The following is a 20,195-nucleotide window of genomic DNA, read 5'->3' as shown; positions in this document are numbered from 1 at the left end:
ACAGGCAGATCATGAACCCGATTACCTGCTGCAAGGAGCCTTGTAGGAATGTCTCAAACTCGTTTACATACTTTTTTGCCCGGTGATTTCAGTGAGTCCCCGGATTTTCTTCGGGAGCCTGCGTCACTGCCACCCCCGTATCGGGATGAAAATCAGCAGGTTGAAACACTGCTGTCGGCCCTCAGTGGCAAGCTGAATTGGCTGAACGTGATCGATCAGGCGCGGCCCTGGGTGGAGGCGGTGCGCAAGCAACCAGCTCCGTTCTGGGCTCTGGAGTCCCTGTTAAGGGAGTACCCCATTACCAGTGCCGAAGGCTTGGCTTTGATGCGTCTGGCTGAGGCATTGTTGCGCGTGCCCGATACGGGCACGGCGGTATTGCTGGCAGCGGACCAGTTGGGTCGGGCGCGTTTTGCCGGTGAGGAAAAACAGTCCTGGATCACTCAGATTTCAGGTCGGGTGCTGATTTTATCGCGCCGTCTGCTCGCCGAAAAAGAAACGCGTAGTCTGGTGCAAAGACTTGGTATGAATACTGTTGTAACGGCAGCAGTGCGGGCCATTGCGCTCCTGGGTCGGCAGTTTGTACTGGGGCAGGATCTTGGTGAGGCGCGCCGGCGCTCCGTCGAAGCCCGAAAAAAACAGCCTGCACTCTGCTATTCCTACGATATGTTGGGAGAAGGCGCCCGCAACAGTGCCGATGCAACCCGCTACGCGGCTTCTTATGAATCTGCCTTGCGCGCTCTGGCTACCCAACCCGGCAATGGGGGTGCACGGGAGCGGGATGGTATCTCCATCAAATTGTCAGCACTCCACCCGCGTTTTGAAGAAGCCCAGCGCGCCCGCCTGTGGAAAGAACTGTTCCCCAAGTTGCAGCAACTGGCCGAACTGGCGGCTCAGGGGCGTTTGAATCTGACGCTGGATGCGGAAGAAAGTGATCGTCTTGAGTTGCAACTCGATTTGCTGGATGCCTTGCAACAGCATATTGCCGGGCATGCCACTTGTGCTGGCTGGGACGGGCTCGGCATTGCCGTGCAGGCGTATCAGAGCCGGGCAGATGCTGCCATTGACGAAGTTCTGGCCCGGACGCGCCGCAATCAGAGCCGTTTGATGCTGCGGCTGGTCAAGGGCGCTTACTGGGATATGGAAATTAAAAGAGCCCAAGAGATGGGCTTGTCCGGGTATCCGGTGTTTACCCATAAACATCATTCAGACATCAGCTATCTGGCCTGTGCGGCGCGACTCCTTGAAGACGCCAACGGTCCCCAGGCGTTGGTCTACCCGCAATTTGCCACGCACAACGCGGCAACCATTGCCGCTGTTTTGCAATTGGCGGATCAGCAACCCGATGCCCGTTTTGAGATGCAGCGTCTGCATGGCATGGGCGAGGGGATTTATCGGGAAGTTTTACGCCACGCGCGCATTCAGCATTTGCGGATATATGCTCCGGTGGGCCGTCATCGCGATCTGCTTGCCTATCTGGTCCGGCGGCTTCTTGAAAATGGTGCCAACACGTCTTTTATTCATCAGTTGGCTAATCAGCATGTGGCGGCCGAAGATCTGCTGGTCAGTCCGCTCTGGCGGGCGGAAGAGGCGGCTTTACCTAAACCCATAGAGATTTACGGCCATCTTCATGGTGAATTACGACTGAACAGCCAAGGAATGGATATGACTTACATTGCAGAACGTAGCCCCGCCCTGGAAGCCGCATTGGCCCTGCGGGTGCAGACTCCCGAAGAAATACAAGTAGAAGATGTTGATCCGTTAATGCATGCACTGCATGCCGGACAAACGCGCTGGGATGCGGTACCTGTGGAGCGCCGTGCCGAGATTTTGACTCAGGCGGCAGATCTGCTGGAAGCCCGGCAGGATAAGTTGCTTGCCCTGATTATGCGCGAAGCCCACAAAACTTTGGCAGATGCGGTTGCCGAGTTGCGCGAGGCCGTAGATTTTTGCCGTTATTATGCTATTCAGGCCAAGGCGCTGATGCGCAAGGAAGCTCTGCCTGGCCCCACTGGTGAGACCAACTCCCTGAGTTTGCGGGGGCGCGGCGTATTTGTTTGTATTAGCCCCTGGAATTTTCCCCTGGCAATTTTTGCCGGGCAAGTCGTCGCGGCTCTGGTTACGGGTAACAGTGTGGCAGCCAAGCCCGCCGAGCAGACCATGGCCATTGCCCGGGCTTTTGTTGAACTTTTGTGGGAGGCTGGTGTTCCCCGCGATGTGCTGGCGCTGATGCCCGGTGCTGGAGAAACCGTGGGCGCGGCTCTGGTAGGCCATCCGCTAACTGGCGGAGTCGTGTTTACCGGTTCAACAGGTGTTGCCCGCCACATTCATCAAGATCTGGCGGCCAAGGAAGGCCCCATTGTGCCCTTGATTGCTGAAACCGGCGGCATTAATGCCATGATTGTGGATTCTACGGCTCTGGCGGAACAGGTGGTGGATGCAGTGGTTGCCTCGGCATTTCGTTCGGCAGGACAACGATGTTCGGCACTGCGTTTGCTCTGTGTACAGGAAGAATGTGCAGAAGAAATTCTGACTATGCTCAAAGGGGCCATGCAGGAACTGGTGATCGGACCGACCATTCATTATGCCACCGATGTGGGACCCGTAATTGATGCCGAAGCGCAGACTAATATTCTTGCGCAAATTGCCCGGGTGGAGCAGGGCGGGGGAAGGTTACTGGCCCGGTGTGCCTGGCCCCCGGCTTTGCTGGAAAATGCCCAGGTTACGGATAATTCTGTAGCGTTGACCATGCAGGATGATCAGCAGCGTAATCTGTATTTTGTGGCCCCCTGTGCTTATGCCATTACTCATGTCAGTCAGGTTCGTGAGGAGATATTTGGCCCGGTGCTGCAGGTGGTCACCTGGAAAGCCGGACAAGTTGATGCGCTGGTGGATGCCATCAACGCTCTAGGATTTGGGCTGACTTTAGGTGTCCAGACACGGATTGATGGCCGGGCGGCACATATCGCTGCGCGGTCCCGCTGCGGCAATGTCTATGTAAACCGCAACATGATTGGTGCAGTGGTTGGTGTGCAACCGTTTGGTGGTGAAGGCTTAAGTGGAACCGGCCCGAAAGCCGGTGGTCCCCATTATTTATTGCGCATGGTGGCCGAACAGGCGGTGAGCATCAACACCACGGCAGCAGGAGGCAATGCAGAACTCCTCGCGCAGGGTCGCCTGTGAGCATTATACGGGGGACTTGAGAATCGGGGTGTCGAAATTCTGTTCGCGTAACTGAATGTTTTTCAGTACGGCAGCACCTTCGAAATCACGAATAACTTCGAGCACATCGTGATCAATGAAGCGCACTTTTTTGCCGTCCAGAATCACTTCAGCATCTTTGGGGAGTCTCTCCAGAATGTGCGAGAGACGCGCCTTGTTGACGAAGGTGACTTCTCTGTTCAGGGATATTTTGTAGGCGTCGCCCTCCCGCCCAATATCGATGGCGCTGTGATAGTTGGCCTTGAGGACGAAGAAAATACCCGCCAGCAACCCGATTACGACGCCGGTAATCAGACTGGTGAACAAAATTGCCACAATGGTGATGAGGAAGGGTAAATACTGGGACTTATCCAGTTTGAACATTTTCCTGAAAATATTCGGGTGCGCCAGTTTGAAACCGACGAAAATCAGGATAGAGGCTAATGCTGCCAAGGGAATATGATTCATTAGCGTAGCCAGAAATACGACGGCCAGTAACAGAAAAATCCCGTGCAGAAAGGCGCTGGCTTTGGTCCGTGCCCCGGCTGCCACATTGGCCGTGCTTCGCACTATGACGGCGGCAACCGGAAGTCCACCAATGAGGCCGCTGGCGATGTTGGCCACTCCCTGTCCCAGCAGTTCACGGTCGAGGGGGGTGCGTCTTTTTAAAGGGTCCAGTTTGTCGGAGGCTTCTGTGGAAAGCAGACTTTCCAGGCTGGCAATAAAGGTAATGGCAATAGCGGTCACCCATACGGTTTTTGAACCGATCATGCTCCAGTCCGGCATTTGCAGCATGCCCTGCAAATCTGCCAGTGAACGAATCGAGGGCAAATTGACCAAATTGCTTTTGTCTATGGCCAGTTCTGGCAGAGTATGGACAAACAGTACGTTCAGAAGGGTTCCTAACACCACCGCCATCAATGGGCCGGAGAGCCAGGTTTGTTTGCGCAGGACGGCTACCTTATCCCAAATCATTAAAATAGCTAACGCCAGTACGCTGACCAGTAACGCGCCCCATTCCACATGGGCCAGTGCGGCAATGACGGCACTGAAGGTGTTTTCTCCATGGGCATCAAAAAAATCCTGATTACCAAACTCGCCAATATCAAAACCAATGGCATAGGGAAATTGTTTGAGGATGATGATAATCCCGATGGCCGACAAAATACCCTGGATGACGGCCGACGGAAAAAAATAAGCCACTACTCCCGCACGCAATAGCGCCAGAATAATTTGAATACCGCCAGCAATAACTACGGCGAGCAGTAACGCGGGAAAACTGTGCAGGGCTTCCATAGCCACCAGCAGCGTGGCCACAATGGCCGGGGTAGGGCCACTGACGGCCAGGGGCGAGCGACTGAACAGCGGAACCAGGACTCCGCCCATGATGCCAGCAATCAAACCCGCAATCAGTGGGGTGCCGGAAGCCAGCGCGACCCCAAGGCAGAGGGGCATGGCGACGAGAGCGACGACCACGGCGGCAGGAACATCGGCCCGCAGATTTTTGAGTGGGGACAGGTTGGTTGGCTGATTCATTAACAGTTCCAAAAAGATAGCATTAAACTGGTGTGTTGCGGAGCGCGGTGCCAGCAAACCCTTTCTATCTTTTTAATTGCCAACGAGTCTATAAGGCGGGGGGGCAATCATCAAGCATTAAAAAAGGCCCCGAATGGGGCCTTTGTGCAGTTTGAAGCGGGTGATTCAATCAGGCGTGTTTGGCACGTACCTGTTTGGCTGCTTCGACCATGTTTTCCAGAGCCGGAGTGACTTCTGCCCATTTACGGGTTTTTAGTCCACAGTCGGGGTTGATCCACAGACGCTCTGCAGGAACCACTTTGACCGCTTTTTCCATCAGACCGACCATCTCTTCGACGCTGGGAACGCGGGGTGAGTGAATGTCATACACACCGGGTCCGATTTCGTTGGGGTAGTTGAATGTGGCAAAAGCATCCAGCAATTCCATTTGTGAACGGGAGGTTTCAATGGTTATGACATCCGCATCCATGGCCGCAATAGCGGGGAGGATGTCATTGAATTCCGAGTAGCACATGTGGGTGTGAATCTGCACGTCATCAGGCGCAATTTGTGCAGAAATACGGAATGCACGCGATGCCCAGTTCAGGTACTGTTCCCAGTCCTTGCGCTTCAGGGGAAGTCCTTCACGGTAGGCCGGTTCGTCAATCTGAATGATGCCAATACCGGCGTCGATCAGATCCTTGACCTCGTCGCGGATCGCCAGTGCAATTTGCAGCGCCGTTTTTTCACGGGGCTGATCATCGCGCACAAAAGACCATTGCAGGATGGTCACCGGACCGGTGAGCATGCCTTTCATGGGCCGTTGGGTCAGGGACTGGGCATATTTGCTCCAGGCCACGGTCATGGGGGTAGGACGGGATACGTCACCGAAAATCAACGGTGGCTTGACGTAGCGTGAGCCGTAACTCTGCACCCAGCCATGACGGGTAAAGGCGAATCCAGAGAGTTGTTCGCCGAAGTATTCCACCATGTCATTGCGTTCGGGCTCGCCGTGCACCGGAACGTCAATACCCAAACGTTCCTGCTCTTTCACAACCAGTGCAATTTCAGCTTCCATGGCTTTCTGGTAGTCGGCATTGCTCAGTTCGCCCTTGCGATTTTGCAGGCGGGCTTTACGGATTTCGGGAGTCTGCGGGAAACTGCCGATACTGGTAGTGGGAAAAGCCGGCAGCTTGAAGCGCGCACGCTGTGCGGCTTCACGGGCCTGGAAAGCACTTTTGCGCTGACCATCATCCTTACCCAAACCTTCCAGACGCTGGGCAACAGCCGGGTTGTGAATGCGCGGTGAAGTTTTACGTGATTGTACGGCGGCACGTGCGGTGGACAGTTCCTGCGCTACGGCTGCCACGCCTTCATTCAGGGCACGACCAATAATGGCGACTTCATCGAGCTTTTGTACGGAGAAAGCCAGCCATGATTTCAATTCGGCGTCGAGTTCGTTTTCCTGGTCCAGATCAACCGGGGTGTGCAACAGGCTGCAGGAAGGAGCTACCCAAAGACGGTCTCCCAGCTGTTTGTGTGCAGGTTCCAGAGTTTGGATGGCGGCATCGAGGTCGGCGCGCCAAACATTGCGGCCATCTACCACGCCCAGAGAAAGCACTTTGTCAGCCGGATAATTTTTCAGGAAGCTGTCCAACTGTTGCGGGGCGCGCCGCAAATCCAGATGCAGGCCGGCGACGGGAAGGGCTTTGAGGGCTTCGGCATGATCAGCGACAGAATCAAAATAGGTGGCCAGTAATACCTTGGGGCTTTTGCCTTTGCTGAGAGTCTGGTAGGCAGAGGCCAAAGCCTGGTGCCATTCGGCGGGCAGGTCCAGTGCCAGAGCAGGTTCGTCCATTTGTACCCACTCCACGCCCATGCTGGCAAGACGCTCCAGAATTTCGGCATAAACAGGCAGAACCTTGGGCAGCAAGGTCAGGCGATCAAAGCAGGCATTACCGACCGGCGCACCGTGACCATGACAGGCACTGTCGTCATGATGATGTTGCGCTTCATGATGGGCTTCGGCATTGAGGTCTTTTTCCTTGCCCAGCCACAGGTAGGTGATGGGGCCGACCAGTACGGGCTTGCTCTTGAGACCCAGAGCCTGGGCTTCTTTAATCTGGTCAAACAGACGTTCACTGCTCAGATTAAATTCCATGTTTTCATGGAATTCCGGCACAATGAAGTGATAGTTGGCATCAAACCACTTGGTCATTTCCATGGCGGGCTGGGTGCTGGAACCGCGTGCCATGGCAAAAAAGGTATCCAGACCCACCTGGCCGCCGGAAAATCCATAACGGGGAGGAATGGCACCCAGGGTGCAGCTCATGTCCAGCATGTGATCATAGAGACTGAAATCACCAACCGGGATGAAGTCCATCCCACAGGTCTGCTGGATTTTCCAGTGACGGTCACGCAACTGGGCAGCGCGGGCCTGCAGTTCCTGCTCGTCAATTTCTTTGGACCAGAAGCTTTCCAGCGCTTTTTTGAGTTCGCGTTTATGACCGATACGCGGAAAACCGAGACTGTGAACGGACGTCATGGGCATTACTCCTCTGCGAAAATTGTGGCCATCATGCCCTGCCCGGAGTCGCGGCTCAAGAGGGAATTTTTAGGCGTTCAGATGAAAAGCATTCATCAATCCATGCGAAAGCCGCGATGCAGGGCGACAATACCACCCGACAGGTTGAACACCTCAACCCGTTCCAGGCCGGCTTCTTCCATCATCATTTTGAAGGTTTCCTGATCGGGGAAACGGCGGATGGATTCCACCAGATATTGATAGCTGTCTCGATCCTTGGCGACGAGTTCGCCAATGCGCGGCAGTAACTTAAAGGAATACATATCATAGATGGACTGCAAACCCGGCCAGCGCGGATGTGAAAACTCCAGAATCAAAGCCCGCCCACCGGTTTTGAGGACGCGGTGAATTTCCTTCAAGGCCCGTTCGGGATGGGTCATGTTGCGAATGCCAAAGGCCAGGGTGACCAGGTCAAATTCACGGTCCGGAAAGGGGAGTTCCTCCGCATTGGCTTCGACAAACTCAACCCCGGCGATGATGCCCTTATCAGCCAGGCGGTTTTCGCCAACCGCCAGCATTTCCGGATTGATATCAGAGACCACAATGGAACCATTGGGTTTAATGCGCGGATAAATGGCGGCAGCCAGATCACCCGTGCCTCCGGCGAGATCCAGCACCCGTTGGCCGGGACGGGGGCGGGCCAAATCTACCGTGAAGCGTTTCCACAGACGATGCACACCCAATGACATCAGGTCGTTCATCAGGTCGTATTTACCCGCGACATTGCTGAAAACCCCTTTGACCAGGTGTTCTTTTTCCGTTTCCGGGACTTCCTGATAACCAAAGTGGGTGGTGGGCACGAGCGCCTGATCCTGCATGTCCTCTCCCTGTTGATCACTCATACGCATGACTCCTGTGCAAATTATAAATGCGGCAGCTTATATTCAGACTGAGCGTAGCAGAAGACTACCTTTTTCGCTGATATAATTCCGCAGCCGTTCTGGAAAGTCGGCAGTTACGGAACCTGCTACCTCGGGTAATTCCATGAGTAAGGCGGTCCAGCGGCGCAGTTTGCCCAAGGATTCCCAACGCGGCAATGGACGTAATGCGTGCAGAATTTCCATGCGCATAAATAAGGGCGCAAAGGCAGCATCTACCAGGCTGAAATGTTGACCCGCAAAAAATGGTCCTTCGGCCATATTTTTTTCCAGCCGCTCCAGCTTGTCAAAAAGCTGGCGACTGGCCGCTGTAAAGCGTTCTTCACCCTGAGCTATCATCATCTGAAACTGATCTCCAATCATTTCGCTGCCAAAGGCAATCCAGGCGCGGTGCTGGGCGCGTTCCAGCGGGTCAGCAGGATGCAGGGGCGGCGCAATGGTTTCATCCAGATATTCATTGATGACCTGAGACTCGAACAGTACGGCGTCAGTGCCCACTTTCAGGCAGGGGACCCTGCCCATAGGCGAAAGTTCGAGAAACCATTCGGGTTTGTGTGCCAGGTCAATATGCGTCAGTTTGAAAACTATCTGCTTGTGCAGCAGGGTAATCACCGAACGCTGTACATAGGGGCAGAGGGGGAAGCTGATCAGTTCCAGGGTCATGGCGTTCTCCTCGCATGGGCTTCAGCGTGCGACCAGGGCGCAACGGTATAAAGCAACTTCTCCAAATAGGTTGGGTAACAAACGGTTACGCCAAGTGCTGCGCCGCCGCTCATTGAGCACGACCCGCTGATGGATGGCGATGCCGTTGTCGGCACAGAGTTGTTCAAAGTCTCGAATCGTACACAGGTGGATGTTGGGGGTATCGTACCACGTATGGGGCAAAGCGTCTGTGGTGGGCATTTTACCCTGCACGCCCAGTTGCCAGCGTGCATGCCAGTGTCCCATGTTGGGAAAAGTGACAATGACCTCACGGCCGACGCGTAACATTTCGAGTAATAACTGACGGGGATAGGTAGAAGCCTGCAGGGTCAAAGAAAGCACTACCGTATCAACACTCTGGTCTGCAAAATTTTTGAGTCCCTGATCAAGATCCTGCTGAATGACCGGAATTCCGCGCCGGATAGCAGCAACAACCCGATCTTCCTCAATTTCAACCCCGTAACCTTGCACGCCCTTTTCGGCGCGCAAATAGGCCAGCAGTTCTCCCTCACCGCAGCCCAGATCAAGAATGCGGCTTTGCGGAGGAATCCATTCGGCAATAATGGCCAGATCCTGGCGTAGCTTCATAGTCCGATTTCCTCTGCAACACGTTGCAGATAAGTGCCGAGAACGGCTACATATTGGGGAATGGGCATTAAAAAGGAATCGTGGCCGTGGGTGGCTTCAATTTCCGCATAGCTGACATCGCGATTACAGGTGTACAGTGCCTGCACGATTTCGCGGGAGCGTTCTGGGGAAAACCGCCAGTCAGAACTGAAAGAGACCACTAAAAACGCCGCTTGTACCTGGGCAAAAGCTTCTGCCAGATTGCCGCCATAAGCACTGGCCGGATCAAAATAATCCAATGCCTTGGTAATATATAAATAGCTATTGGCATCAAAGCGTTCGACAAAGCTTGAACCCTGATAGCGCAAATAACTTTCCACTTCAAAATCCACATCAAAGCCAAAAGAAAAAGCCTTGCCGCCCCGGGTCTCCCGACCGAACTTGGTGCGCATGGCGTCATCGGAAAGATAGGTGATGTGGCCGATCATCCGCGCCAGTGATAGTCCCCGGCGCGGTTTGGTGTCATGGGCATAATAACGGCCATTGTGAAAATCCGGATCCGTCATGATGGCCTGGCGACAAACTTCGTTGAAGGCGATGTTCTGAGCCGTCAGTTTGGGCGCAGCAGCAATGACCACGGCGTTCCGCAGCCGGTCAGGGTAATCCATGCTCCATTGCATAACCTGCATACCACCCAGGCTACCGCCAATAACCGCCGCCCATTGTTCAATCTCCAGATGATCGGCCAGGTCAGCCTGGGTTTTTACCCAATCACGGACGGTGACCATAGGAAAATCCAGACCCCAGGGGCTGCCGGTTTCAGGATTGATGCTAGCTGGACCCGTTGAGCCTTTGCAAGATCCGATAAAATTGGCGCAGACGAAAAAAAACTGTTCAGTATCCATGGCCTTACCAGGTCCGAGCAGTTGCTCCCACCAGCCGGGCTTGCGATCATCCATGTGGTGATACCCGGCAGCGTGATGATCGCCGGAAAGCGCATGGCAGAGCAAAATTGCGTTGCTGTGATCCTTGTTTAAGGTGCCATAACTTTCATAAACCAGGGTGTAACCCGGCAAGCTGCGCCCACACTCCAGCTGTAGGTCAGCTGGAAAAGTGACCGTCTGCGGGGTTACCAGTCCAACGGAATCAGCGGGTATCTGAGCAGGCATTGTGTGCTTTTCTAATCATCAAACAGAGCCGGAAGAGTCTAAACTTCAAGGCCGTCGGCGACAAGCGGCATAAGGCGGCAGTATTTTGTGTTTAAGCTGCTTCATGGTTTAGAATCAGAAAATATTGCTGGGAGATAATTTTGGCCTGGAAGTGGGTAAATCGCGTAGTGAGCTGGGTCGAAGGGGGGGCTGAGCTGGTAGTGGCCCGGCCTCGGCCATGGCTGCTGCTTACCGGCGCTGCATTGGTGCTGGCAGCCATTCCCTTTCCCGAATGGTTGATGTACGCCATGGCGCCCTTTGGCCTGTTGTTTGGCCTGGAAATCGCCGCCAATACCGATGAAGAGACGGAATCCTACACCACTCGACAAACCCGGCATGCCCTTCATGTGGCGGTGGTGTGGGGCATGCTTTTCGCCGTTTTTGGCATGATTTTCGAATTTGGCCAAGATATAGTGGTTATGGGCAGTCTGCTGGCCGGGATCAATATCCTCTGGCATGACGACTCGGGCATGGGTCAGGGATTCTGGGGCTGGTGGTTCGCTTTCGGGCAGCGTTTCTCGGATTTGTCGCTGATGCCCTACTTTTGGTTCTCGCCAGCTTTTTTCGGGATTGCTCTTGCCTTGCACAAAGGCCATGGCTGGCTGGAGTCAGAAGTGGAAACTACACTCACTCTGCTATTCAGGCCCGAATTACGAGATCCTCTAATCGGTCTCTGGGCCATCATTTTGCTGGCGAATCTGTTTATGCCGGCTTTTTCCCAGTTGTGGTTGGGCTTGATTGTCTGGGTGTTGGGTCCACCGGTCATCCATGTGGCCTATCAGGATATTTTTGCTGACAAGCGGCGTCCCCCCCGAAAAAAGAAAGAAAAGAAGGCCGCCCGCTTTGTACTCGCCCATCACCCTCAGCCGGTGCGTGTCAAACTCTGATGAGTTTCATTCATGACTTGCACGCATTTTTTACCCTTGCCGTTCGTTCTTGCATCCATTAGTGTCTAGCCACAATTTTCTGGAAGTTTTTGAAGGAGTGCACCATGTTTTCCAAAACCCTCAGTATTGCTGATTTTGATCCTGCACTATGGGATGCCATGTGTAAGGAAACACAGCGCCAGGAAGATCATGTAGAACTCATTGCTTCTGAAAACTATACCAGCCCCATGGTAATGGTGGCGCAGGGTTCGGTGCTGACCAACAAGTATGCCGAGGGTTATCCGGGTAAACGCTATTATGGTGGTTGCGAGTATGTAGATGTGGCTGAACAGTTGGCCATTGATCGGGCTCTGGAACTGTTTGGCGCAGAACATGCCAATGTCCAGGCCCATTCCGGTTCTCAGGCTAATCAGGCTGTTTACCTATCGGTATTGAAGCCGGGTGATAAAATTATGGGAATGAGTCTGGCGCATGGCGGACATCTGACCCACGGAGCCAAGGTCAATGTTTCGGGCAAGCTGTTTCAGGTGGCCGCTTACGGGGTGCGCGCCGAAGATGGCCGCATTGATTATGAGGCAATGGCAGCACAGGCCGAGCAGGAGCGCCCCAAAATGATCGTCGCCGGGGCCAGTGCTTATTCACGCATTATCGATTTCGAAAAAATCGGTGAAATTGCCCGGAGTATCGGCGCTTATTTGCTGGTGGACATGGCCCACATTGCCGGATTGGTGGCGACCGGTTTACATCCCAGCCCCGTTCCTCATGCAGATTTCGTCACCACCACGACCCACAAAACTCTGCGTGGTCCGCGTGGTGGTCTCATTCTGTGCCGGGAAGAATATGCCAAGAAGGTCAATTCTTTGATCTTCCCTGGCTTGCAGGGTGGTCCTCTGATGCACGTCATTGCCGGTAAGGCGGTCGCTTTCCGTGAAGCTTTGCAGCCGGAATTCAAAACCTATCAGCAGCAGGTGATTCGCAACGCCCAGGCTCTGAGTCAGGTGCTGGCAGGACGCGGTTATACAGCCGTGTCGGGCGGTACAGATAATCATCTTTTCCTCCTCAATCTCGGCGAAAAAATAACCGGCAAGGAAGCCGAGGAAGCGTTGGGCCAGGCGCACATCACGGTCAACAAAAACGCGGTGCCTTTTGATACCCGTCCGCCAGCCGTGACCAGTGGTATTCGCATCGGCACCCCGGCAGCAACCACTCGTGGCTTTGCAGAAGCGGAAATGCAGCGCTTGGGCAAGGGTATCGCCGATGTGCTGGATGCTCCCGAAGACGCCGCAGTGATTGCCCGGGTCAAGGCGGATATGACTGCCCTGTGCAAGCAATTCCCGGTGTACGGCTAGGATTCCGTGCATTGCCCGTTCTGCGCCTTCGCTGACACCCGGGTGGTGGATTCCCGCCTTGCAGATGAGGGCGGGACAGTGCGGCGCCGTCGGGAATGCCCACAATGTAATCAGCGTTTCACGACTTTTGAGCGTGCCGAACTCGCTTTGCCCATGGTGGTTAAAACCGATGGACGTCGTGAGTCTTTTAACGAAGACAAGCTGCAGCGTGGTTTGACGCGGGCGCTCAGCAAGCGTCCGGTTGCTACCGACCAGGTAGATGCAGCCCTGCGTTTAATTCAACGGCGTCTTCGTGAAAGAGGCGAACGCGAAGTGCCAGCGCGCCTGATTGGCGAATTGGTCATGGAAGCTCTGCGCGGCCTCGATCCGGTGGCCTATGTGCGTTTCGCTTCGGTGTATCGGCGTTTTGAAGATGTGGATGCATTCAGTGCAGAAATTGCCCGGCTGAAAGAGGGTCCCCATCCCGATCAGCAACAAGCACCGGAAAAAGGCCGTTCTGGTGCTGACTGAGCAGGACCATCAGTTCATGGAAATGGCCCTGGATTTGGCGAAACGGGGTTTATATTCAACGCATCCTAATCCGCGAGTGGGCGCGGTGGTGGTGCAGGACGGCATCATTGTAGGCCGGGGCGCTCACCTTTTTGCCGGTGAAGTCCATGCCGAAGTGCTGGCTCTTGCCGAAGCCGGTGCGGCATCGTGTGCGGCGACTGTTTACGTGACCCTCGAACCCTGCAGTCATCAGGGACGTACCGGACCCTGTGCGGACGCCTTGGTGGCTGCAGGAGTGGCACGGGTGGTGGTGGCGGCTCAGGATCCCAATCCTCTGGTTTCCGGACAGGGAATTGCCCGGCTCAGGGCCGCTGGCATACAAGTCGATCTCGGCTGTTGCGAAGCCGAAAGTCGTGCGCTGAACCCCGGATTTTTCATGCGCATGGAAGGTGGGCGTCCCTGGATTCGCTTAAAGCAGGCCATCAGTCTGGATGCAGGGGTGGCGCTGGCCAATGGACAAAGTCAGTGGCTGACCGGAACCCTCGCACGCGCCGATGTGCAAAAGGAGCGTGCTGGTTCCAGTGCCATCCTGGTGGGGATTGGCACGGTTCTGGCCGACAACCCGCGCTTGGCTCCGCGCCTGGATACTCCGTTGCGTCGTTATCCGGTGAAAGTGGTTATGGATACGCATTTGCGGACCCCGGCAGATGCGGCGCTGTTTGCTTCACCCGGTGCAGTCTGGATTTGTCATGGGCCGGGCCTGCCGGACTCAGCCAAAAAAATGCTGCAAGCCGCAGGTGCAGAGTTGTTGGTGGTGCCTGTTAATGGCGAGCATCTGGATTGTCCGGCAGTCATGCGTATTTTGGCAGAAAAGCAAATCAATGAGCTGCTGGTAGAGGCGGGTCCGGGCTTGGCCAGCTCACTGTTTGCGGCCGGATTGGTCGATGAGTGGCTGCTCTACATGGCCCCCATGCTCCTCGGCCAGGGGGCATTGCCAGCCATGCAGGTTGGTCCTTTTCAACAACTGATCGAAGCTCCACGCTGGCGGAGTCTTCGGGTTGAGTCACTGGGTAATGATCTGAAGTGGACCCTGGGTCCGCAGGAGTGCTGATTCATGTTCACCGGAATTATTGAGGCCTTGGGTCAGGTTCGACAATTGCAGCCTCAGGGCGGTGATTTTCGGATGACGCTCGCCGCTGGCGGGCTCGATTTGGGTGATGTCAAACTCGGTGACAGTATTGCTGTATCGGGCGTTTGCCTGACCGTAGTAGAACTGCACAAAGATGGGTTTGCCGTAGATATTTCCCGCGAGACTCTGGACAAGACCCTGCTGGGTAGCCTGAAATCAGGTAGTGCAGTGAATCTCGAAAAAGCGCTGCGTCTGGCTGATCGTCTGGGCGGTCATCTGGTAGCGGGTCATGTGGACGGGGTCGGACAAATCCATAGCGTGCAAAATTCTGGACGTTCACAGGTTTTTGCGGTGACCGCACCGCGCGAACTGCTGCGCTATATCGCCGCCAAAGGCAGCATTTGCGTAGATGGTATCAGCTTGACCGTCAATGCTCTGGAAGGCGAGCAATTTATGCTTAATCTGATTCCCCATACACTGACAAATACGACCGCATCAGCCTGGCGTGCGGGTCAGGCGGTCAATCTCGAAGTGGACCTGATTGCCCGCTATCTGGAACGCTGGGTGGCGACGGAGGCGGAGTCGGGGCTAAAATCGGAAATCACCCGCGAATCACTAGCTGCCAAAGGATACCCCGTATGAGTGAAGGTAAAATCAGTCCCGCCGAAGAAATTATTGCCGAAATTGCAGCGGGTCGTATGGTGATCCTCATGGATGACGAGGGCCGTGAAAATGAGGGTGACCTGATCATGGCAGCGGAGTTCGTGACGCCCGCCGCCATCAATTTTATGGTAACCCAGGCACGCGGACTGGTCTGTTTGCCTTTGACCCGGGAGCGCTGCCAACAGCTGCGTCTGCCACAAATGGTCGGACATAATACGGCCAGCCTTGGAACCGCCTTTACGGTATCCATTGAAGCGGCTCGGGGAGTGACTACAGGTATTTCTGCAGCCGACCGGGCAGCTACTGTTCAGGCCGCTATTGCTGAACATGCGGCGCCCGAAGATCTGGTCATGCCCGGACACATTTTTCCCCTTACTGCCGAGCCGGGTGGGGTTCTGGTTCGCGCTGGGCATACCGAAGCGGCCGTCGATCTGGCAAGACTGGCGGGTTGTCAGCCAGCAGGAGTGATTTGCGAGATTCTCAATGCCGATGGAGAAATGGCGCGTTTACCCGATCTGCTTCCCTATGCGGCGGAGCATGGACTTAAAATTGGCACCATTGCCGACTTGATTCGTTATCGCCTTGAAAGAGAGCGGATTGTCGAGCGTCAAGCCGAGGGTCCCTGGCAGAGCCCCTATGGAGAATTCCAGCTAACGGTTTATCGAGACTGGGTAGCAAAAGAAACGCATTTTGCTTTGGTCTTGGGTGAAGTGGCGGCTACAGATGATCCCGTGCTGGTGCGTGTTCAGGTGGGGAAGACCCTCAATGATCTGTTTGCGGGAGCGGCCAGTCCCAATGCGCATGCGTTAGAGCGGATTGCGGCAGAAGGTCGGGGAGTATTGGTGTATTTGCACCATGAAGAAAGTGTGGAAGAACTGGTCCAGGAAGTATCTGCCTTGCCGGAAATGCCTAAAGGACCTGGGCAGGCCGGAGATGCCGGACGGGTTTTGCGCACTTTTGGTATTGGCGCGCAAATACTGACGGATCTGGGTGTGCATCGTGCCGAGGTGCTGAGTGACAGCCATTTCCAGTACCGGGGTATTGGCGGATTTGGTCTCGAAATTGTGGGCCAGCGTCCATTTCAGGAAAACAAATAAGGAAAAATCATGATTAAGCAAATAGAAGGTAGTCTCCAGGCTGGCAAGTTTCGTTTTGTTCTGCTCGTCAGTCGCTTTAACAGTTTCATTACTCAGCAACTGGAGCAAGGCGCTATAGATGGCCTGCGTCGCCATGGTGCCAGTGATGAACAAATTCATGTGGTGTATGTTCCGGGCGCTTATGAAATTCCATTGGTTGCTCAAAAACTGGCCCGTAGTGGAAATTATGACGCGGTTCTTTGTCTGGGTGCCGTTATTCGTGGTGGAACCCCCCATTTTGATTATGTGGCAGGAGAGGTTTCCAAGGGTGTGGCACAGGTGGCCATGGATACGGGTATTCCGGTAATTTTCGGCATATTAACCACCGACAGTATTGAACAGGCTATTGAGCGCGCCGGGACCAAGGCGGGAAATAAAGGTTTTGATGCGGCCATGACGGCACTCGAAATGGTACAGCTTCTGGGTCAGATCTGAGCCTCCATGAAAAACAGTCGTCGTCGCCTGGCGCGTCAGGCTATTATCCAGGCTCTTTATCAGTGGCAGCTGAATCCCGGGCATTGTGCAGAAATTGCGCTTCAGTTTACTGCAGACCCGGAACGGCTTCAGGGCGCAGATCGCGTTTTTTTTGCGACGGTATGGGAAGGCGTTTGTCAGGCGATTCCGCAGTTGGATCCGGCCATTGCCGATGAAATCCCGGATCGGCGCTGGACGGATGAAATCAGCGAAGTAGAGCGCGCCATTTTGCGCCTTGCCGCCTATGAACTCCGTGATCTGCCGCAGACACCATACCGCGTTGTTATCAATGAAGCCATTGAATTGGGTAAGGATTTTGGGGCTGAGCAGGGGCATCGCTTTGTCAACGCGGTACTCGACAAGCTGGCCCAACGCTGGCGACAGAGTGAGATAGAGCAAAGCACAAAATCCTGAAAGAGGACTTTGATGGGTATATTAGCTTAAAACCGGCAGTGGGCTTGGGGGTTTTTTGCTCCAACGTCCCTTGCCTGTTGTTCTAAGGCTCATCCTGCTGTCAGGAGAGAACTCGCCCTTTGAGCTCAGACAGCTCTCCTGACGGGCGCAGGATTTCACCAAGAACAGCAACGGCGCGGGCCAAAGTCGCTGCAAAGCCCCCAAGCCCACTGCCGATTTTATGATTATCCATACTCGAAAGGTTAGCGTAAAAAGTTGTGGCAGTTTCTTAGCTTTATGGTGTAACCTTCACATCTGAAAGCTATTAACCCTCATTTATGGAGTAAATCATGCCTGCTCATCGTTTATTGTCTAATCCTGCGGTGCTTGCTTGTTCGGCTGCCGCGTTTTTGCTCGTTGCCGCGCCCCTTGCCGATGCCCAGACGACAGCCAACAAGGCAGAAATGGAAGACTCAGCCAGCACACAGCCGGCCGATTTGACCACCGCCAAACTGGAAAACAGCATTGGTACCCGCTGCGCATTGGGCGATGGTGTGCCACAAAATTACACATTGGCGGCACAGTGGTTTGAAAAATCTGCCATGCACGGTTACGGTAAGGCCGAGTATAACCTGGGCATGCAATATTATTTTGGTCAGGGTGTGCCCAAAGACCTGATTAAAGCGGCCTACTGGTGGAATAAGGCTGCAGAGTTGGGGGTTTCGGCTGCTGAGTATAATCTGGGCAATCTCTATTTTATGGGTCAGGGTGTTCCTCAGGATTACGCCAAAGCGTCATTGTGGTGGCACAAGGCGGCAGAAGCAGGTAACACGCAAGCTACCAAAAACCTCGAAGTACTTGCCCGTGCCGTACCGATTAATAAAATGGCCTCTGCGGTTCCCGTCGCGGACAAAAAAGCCGAATAAACGGACTAATACTGCCGGGTTCTCAGCTTTCGGCCTTGGACCCGGTCATACCGTTATTTTTCTGAATGCGTAAGGCAGCGGCGTGTTCTTTTTCGATGTATTCCCGCTTGCCCTTTTCTTCATTAAGTTGTCCTTCAAGGTCAGACAGTCGGCGTTCATGACGACGTATTTTGAGCTTGTTGCGGATATGGGTAGGTAGATAGATCAGCATACTGGCGATAAACCCCGCCACAAATCCACCCAGTAATATCACGCCCTGAGATTGGGCAAAAGTCCATGAAAAAAAATGTACAGATGTCATGGTGTTATTCTGTACGGCGAATATGACAGCCACAGCGGCTATCACAAGCGAAATAATGACCCACATAATAGCAACCCTCCCTTGCTGTTTATCGATTAAGTGTTAATCTCGAATCCTGAAAAAACTGCCAATCCAACGAGCGCCAACCCAGGTGAATCCGGGTAGTAAAATCAACCATACCCAGAGTGGTAGATCGAGAATCGCGTAGTCCAGTTTGTGCGCGAGAGCCGCCATAATACCAATGCCCACCACAATGAAAGTCCCACTGACCCCAAATGAAAGGCGCAGCATGCCACGACGGATTTCTTTGCGAATGCCTTCCAGATCCTGATTTCGAATAACCAGGGGTAATTCTCCTTGTTGGGCTTGACGGAGAATGCCATGCAATAAAACGGGCATTTCCGGAAGGACCAGCCCCCACTCTGGAAAATGACGCTTCATTTCCGTCCACCAAGCACGGGGTCCGCGTTGCCGACTCAGCCATTCAGTCAGCAGTGGAGTAGCTACTTCCCACATGTTCAATGCAGGATTGAAATCGCGGGCGATGCCTTCGACGTTCACCAAAGTTTTCTGGAGCAATAACAGTTGGGGCTGGGTTTGCATGTGAAAAGCCCGGGTCGTCTGGAATAAGCGCAGCAACAGGTTGGCTACCGAAATTTCGTTTAGGGGTTTTTCAAATACAGGTTCGGCAATGGCCCTAATCGCTGTTTCAAAATCCTGAACATTAGTATCAGGCGGAACCCAGCCTGCCTCCACATGCGCCTCGGCGACTCTCCGGTAATCTCTTTGAAAAAAAGCGATCATGTTTTCCGCCAGATAATGCTGGCTGGCATCATCCAGGCTACCCATGATGCCAAAGTCCACAGCAATAAAACGCCCGCTTTGGGGGTCTATAAAAATGTTGCCGGGATGCATATCTGCATGAAAGTAGGCGTCGCGAAAAACCTGACGGAAGAAAATATCTGCGGCGCGTCTGGAGAGTTGATCAAAGTTGATACCGGCAGCGCGTAAGGCATCCAACTGACCAATCGGAATACCGTAAATTCGTTCCATGACCAAGACGGAGGAACTACAGTAATCCCAGTAAATTTCGGGGATATAAAGCAGATCAGGGTCGGCGGCAAAATTGCGCCGTAATTGACTGGCATTAGCCGCTTCGCGCAGCAAATCCAGTTCTCCGCGCAAGGTCTTAGCATATTCCGCCACAACAGCGCGAATTCTCAGACGTCGTCCTTCCTGGGAATAGCGTTCCGCCAAATCAGCCAACAGACCTAAAATAGCCAGATCCTGATCAATAATACGTCTTAAGCCCGGACGGCGGACCTTAATAGCCACTTCTCGACCATCCTGCAGCACGCCGAAATGGACCTGAGCAATAGAAGCCGCCGCAGCCGGTTTGGAATTGAACTCTGAAAATACCGTATGGATGGGTTTGCCCAATGCGCTTTCAATGATTTTACAAGCTTCATCAGAAGGGAAGGGCGGGACGGCATCTTGCAGCTTGGCCAGTTCCTGAGTGATGTAATCGGGTAGAAGATCGCGTCGGGTCGACAACATTTGACCGAGCTTAATGAAAGTTGGTCCGAGGGTTTCCAGTGCCTGGCGCAGGCGTTCTGCAAAACCTCCCTGGGGCTTGGGGCCCAACCAGGACATGGGACTTAGGCGTAAAACAGCCTGATATGGCTTCAAAATAGGCAGAAAATATAGCACTTCATCCAGGCGGTACCGCACCAGGACGCGAGTGATGTGCAGAGTACGTACGAAACGAAGCAGGGATTGTCGCATGGTCGCTAGTC

18 protein-coding genes are annotated in these 20,195 nt (G+C 54.1%); 10 read left to right on the top strand and 8 right to left on the bottom strand.

Annotated features, from left to right (window positions below):
• The first annotated feature begins 48 nt into the window (after positions 1-48).
• A complete protein-coding gene (locus HJG40_RS00590) occupies positions 49-3,180 on the top strand; it encodes an L-glutamate gamma-semialdehyde dehydrogenase (RefSeq protein ID WP_215862396.1) in 3,132 nt (1,043 codons plus the stop codon).
• 3 nt (positions 3,181-3,183) lie between these two features.
• Here the strand turns inward: HJG40_RS00590 and HJG40_RS00585 are convergent, their stop codons facing one another.
• From HJG40_RS00585 to metX, 6 genes are all read right to left on the bottom strand, one after another.
• Positions 3,184-4,734, bottom strand: coding sequence for a SulP family inorganic anion transporter (locus HJG40_RS00585; protein ID WP_215862395.1), 1,551 nt, complete (start codon positions 4,732-4,734; stop codon positions 3,184-3,186).
• A gap of 169 nt (positions 4,735-4,903) precedes the next feature.
• The gene (gene metE, locus HJG40_RS00580; protein WP_215862394.1) at positions 4,904-7,258 is read right to left on the bottom strand and encodes a 5-methyltetrahydropteroyltriglutamate--homocysteine S-methyltransferase; all 2,355 of its coding nucleotides are present in this window, start codon (positions 7,256-7,258) and stop codon (positions 4,904-4,906) included.
• A 95-nt stretch (positions 7,259-7,353) separates the two neighbouring features.
• Entirely contained in the window at positions 7,354-8,139 is a 786-nt protein-coding gene (gene ubiE, locus HJG40_RS00575; protein ID WP_215862393.1) for a bifunctional demethylmenaquinone methyltransferase/2-methoxy-6-polyprenyl-1,4-benzoquinol methylase UbiE, read from the bottom strand.
• Between the two features lie 42 nt (positions 8,140-8,181).
• A complete protein-coding gene (locus tag HJG40_RS00570) occupies positions 8,182-8,838 on the bottom strand; it encodes a glutathione S-transferase family protein (protein ID WP_215862392.1) in 657 nt (218 codons plus the stop codon).
• Positions 8,839-8,859: 21 nt separating this feature from the next.
• A complete protein-coding gene (gene metW / locus HJG40_RS00565) occupies positions 8,860-9,465 on the bottom strand; it encodes a methionine biosynthesis protein MetW (RefSeq protein WP_215862391.1) in 606 nt (201 codons plus the stop codon).
• Entirely contained in the window at positions 9,462-10,613 is a 1,152-nt protein-coding gene (metX, locus tag HJG40_RS00560; protein ID WP_215862390.1) for a homoserine O-succinyltransferase MetX, read from the bottom strand. Before metX ends, metW begins: the two co-directional genes overlap by 4 nt.
• 140 nt (positions 10,614-10,753) lie before the next feature.
• On the opposite strand from metX, the gene HJG40_RS00555 reads away from it, so the two are divergent.
• From HJG40_RS00555 to HJG40_RS00515, 9 genes are all read left to right on the top strand, one after another.
• Positions 10,754-11,539: a hypothetical protein gene (locus HJG40_RS00555; RefSeq protein WP_215862389.1), complete on the top strand. Its 786-nt coding sequence runs from the start codon at positions 10,754-10,756 to the stop codon at positions 11,537-11,539.
• Positions 11,540-11,643: 104 nt separating this feature from the next.
• Positions 11,644-12,888 carry a serine hydroxymethyltransferase gene (gene glyA, locus HJG40_RS00550; RefSeq protein ID WP_215862388.1) on the top strand — a complete coding sequence of 415 codons (1,245 nt, stop codon included), beginning with the start codon at positions 11,644-11,646 and terminating at the stop codon, positions 12,886-12,888.
• A gap of 6 nt (positions 12,889-12,894) precedes the next feature.
• Complete coding sequence (gene nrdR / locus HJG40_RS00545) at positions 12,895-13,398, top strand: transcriptional regulator NrdR (protein WP_215862387.1); 504 nt, start codon at positions 12,895-12,897, stop codon at positions 13,396-13,398.
• Positions 13,388-14,488 carry a bifunctional diaminohydroxyphosphoribosylaminopyrimidine deaminase/5-amino-6-(5-phosphoribosylamino)uracil reductase RibD gene (ribD, locus tag HJG40_RS00540; RefSeq protein WP_215862386.1) on the top strand — a complete coding sequence of 367 codons (1,101 nt, stop codon included), beginning with the start codon at positions 13,388-13,390 and terminating at the stop codon, positions 14,486-14,488. Before nrdR ends, ribD begins: the two co-directional genes overlap by 11 nt.
• 3 nt (positions 14,489-14,491) lie before the next feature.
• Positions 14,492-15,148 carry a riboflavin synthase gene (locus tag HJG40_RS00535; protein WP_215862385.1) on the top strand — a complete coding sequence of 219 codons (657 nt, stop codon included), beginning with the start codon at positions 14,492-14,494 and terminating at the stop codon, positions 15,146-15,148.
• A complete protein-coding gene (ribB, locus tag HJG40_RS00530) occupies positions 15,145-16,266 on the top strand; it encodes a 3,4-dihydroxy-2-butanone-4-phosphate synthase (protein ID WP_215862384.1) in 1,122 nt (373 codons plus the stop codon). Before HJG40_RS00535 ends, ribB begins: the two co-directional genes overlap by 4 nt.
• Positions 16,267-16,275: 9 nt before the next feature.
• Entirely contained in the window at positions 16,276-16,740 is a 465-nt protein-coding gene (ribH, locus tag HJG40_RS00525) for a 6,7-dimethyl-8-ribityllumazine synthase (protein ID WP_226856777.1), read from the top strand.
• Positions 16,741-16,746: 6 nt separating this feature from the next.
• The gene (gene nusB, locus HJG40_RS00520) at positions 16,747-17,193 is read left to right on the top strand and encodes a transcription antitermination factor NusB (protein ID WP_215862383.1); all 447 of its coding nucleotides are present in this window, start codon (positions 16,747-16,749) and stop codon (positions 17,191-17,193) included.
• A gap of 329 nt (positions 17,194-17,522) precedes the next feature.
• Positions 17,523-18,098, top strand: a complete 576-nt coding sequence (locus tag HJG40_RS00515; RefSeq protein ID WP_215862382.1) for a tetratricopeptide repeat protein — start codon at positions 17,523-17,525, stop codon at positions 18,096-18,098.
• A 22-nt stretch (positions 18,099-18,120) separates the two neighbouring features.
• On the opposite strand, the gene HJG40_RS00510 is transcribed toward HJG40_RS00515, so the two are convergent.
• Both HJG40_RS00510 and ubiB read right to left on the bottom strand, forming a co-directional pair.
• The gene (locus HJG40_RS00510) at positions 18,121-18,465 is read right to left on the bottom strand and encodes a LapA family protein (protein WP_215862381.1); all 345 of its coding nucleotides are present in this window, start codon (positions 18,463-18,465) and stop codon (positions 18,121-18,123) included.
• Positions 18,466-18,501: 36 nt separating this feature from the next.
• A complete protein-coding gene (ubiB, locus tag HJG40_RS00505) occupies positions 18,502-20,184 on the bottom strand; it encodes a ubiquinone biosynthesis regulatory protein kinase UbiB (RefSeq protein ID WP_215862380.1) in 1,683 nt (560 codons plus the stop codon).
• Between the last annotated feature and the right edge of the window lie 11 nt (positions 20,185-20,195).

The sequence above is a fragment of the Acidithiobacillus concretivorus genome, from assembly GCF_018853445.1.
Classification (GTDB): domain Bacteria; phylum Pseudomonadota; class Gammaproteobacteria; order Acidithiobacillales; family Acidithiobacillaceae; genus Acidithiobacillus; species Acidithiobacillus concretivorus.
Note: the sequence above shows the minus strand (reverse complement) of the source record. Positions and strands in the feature narration are given on the sequence as shown.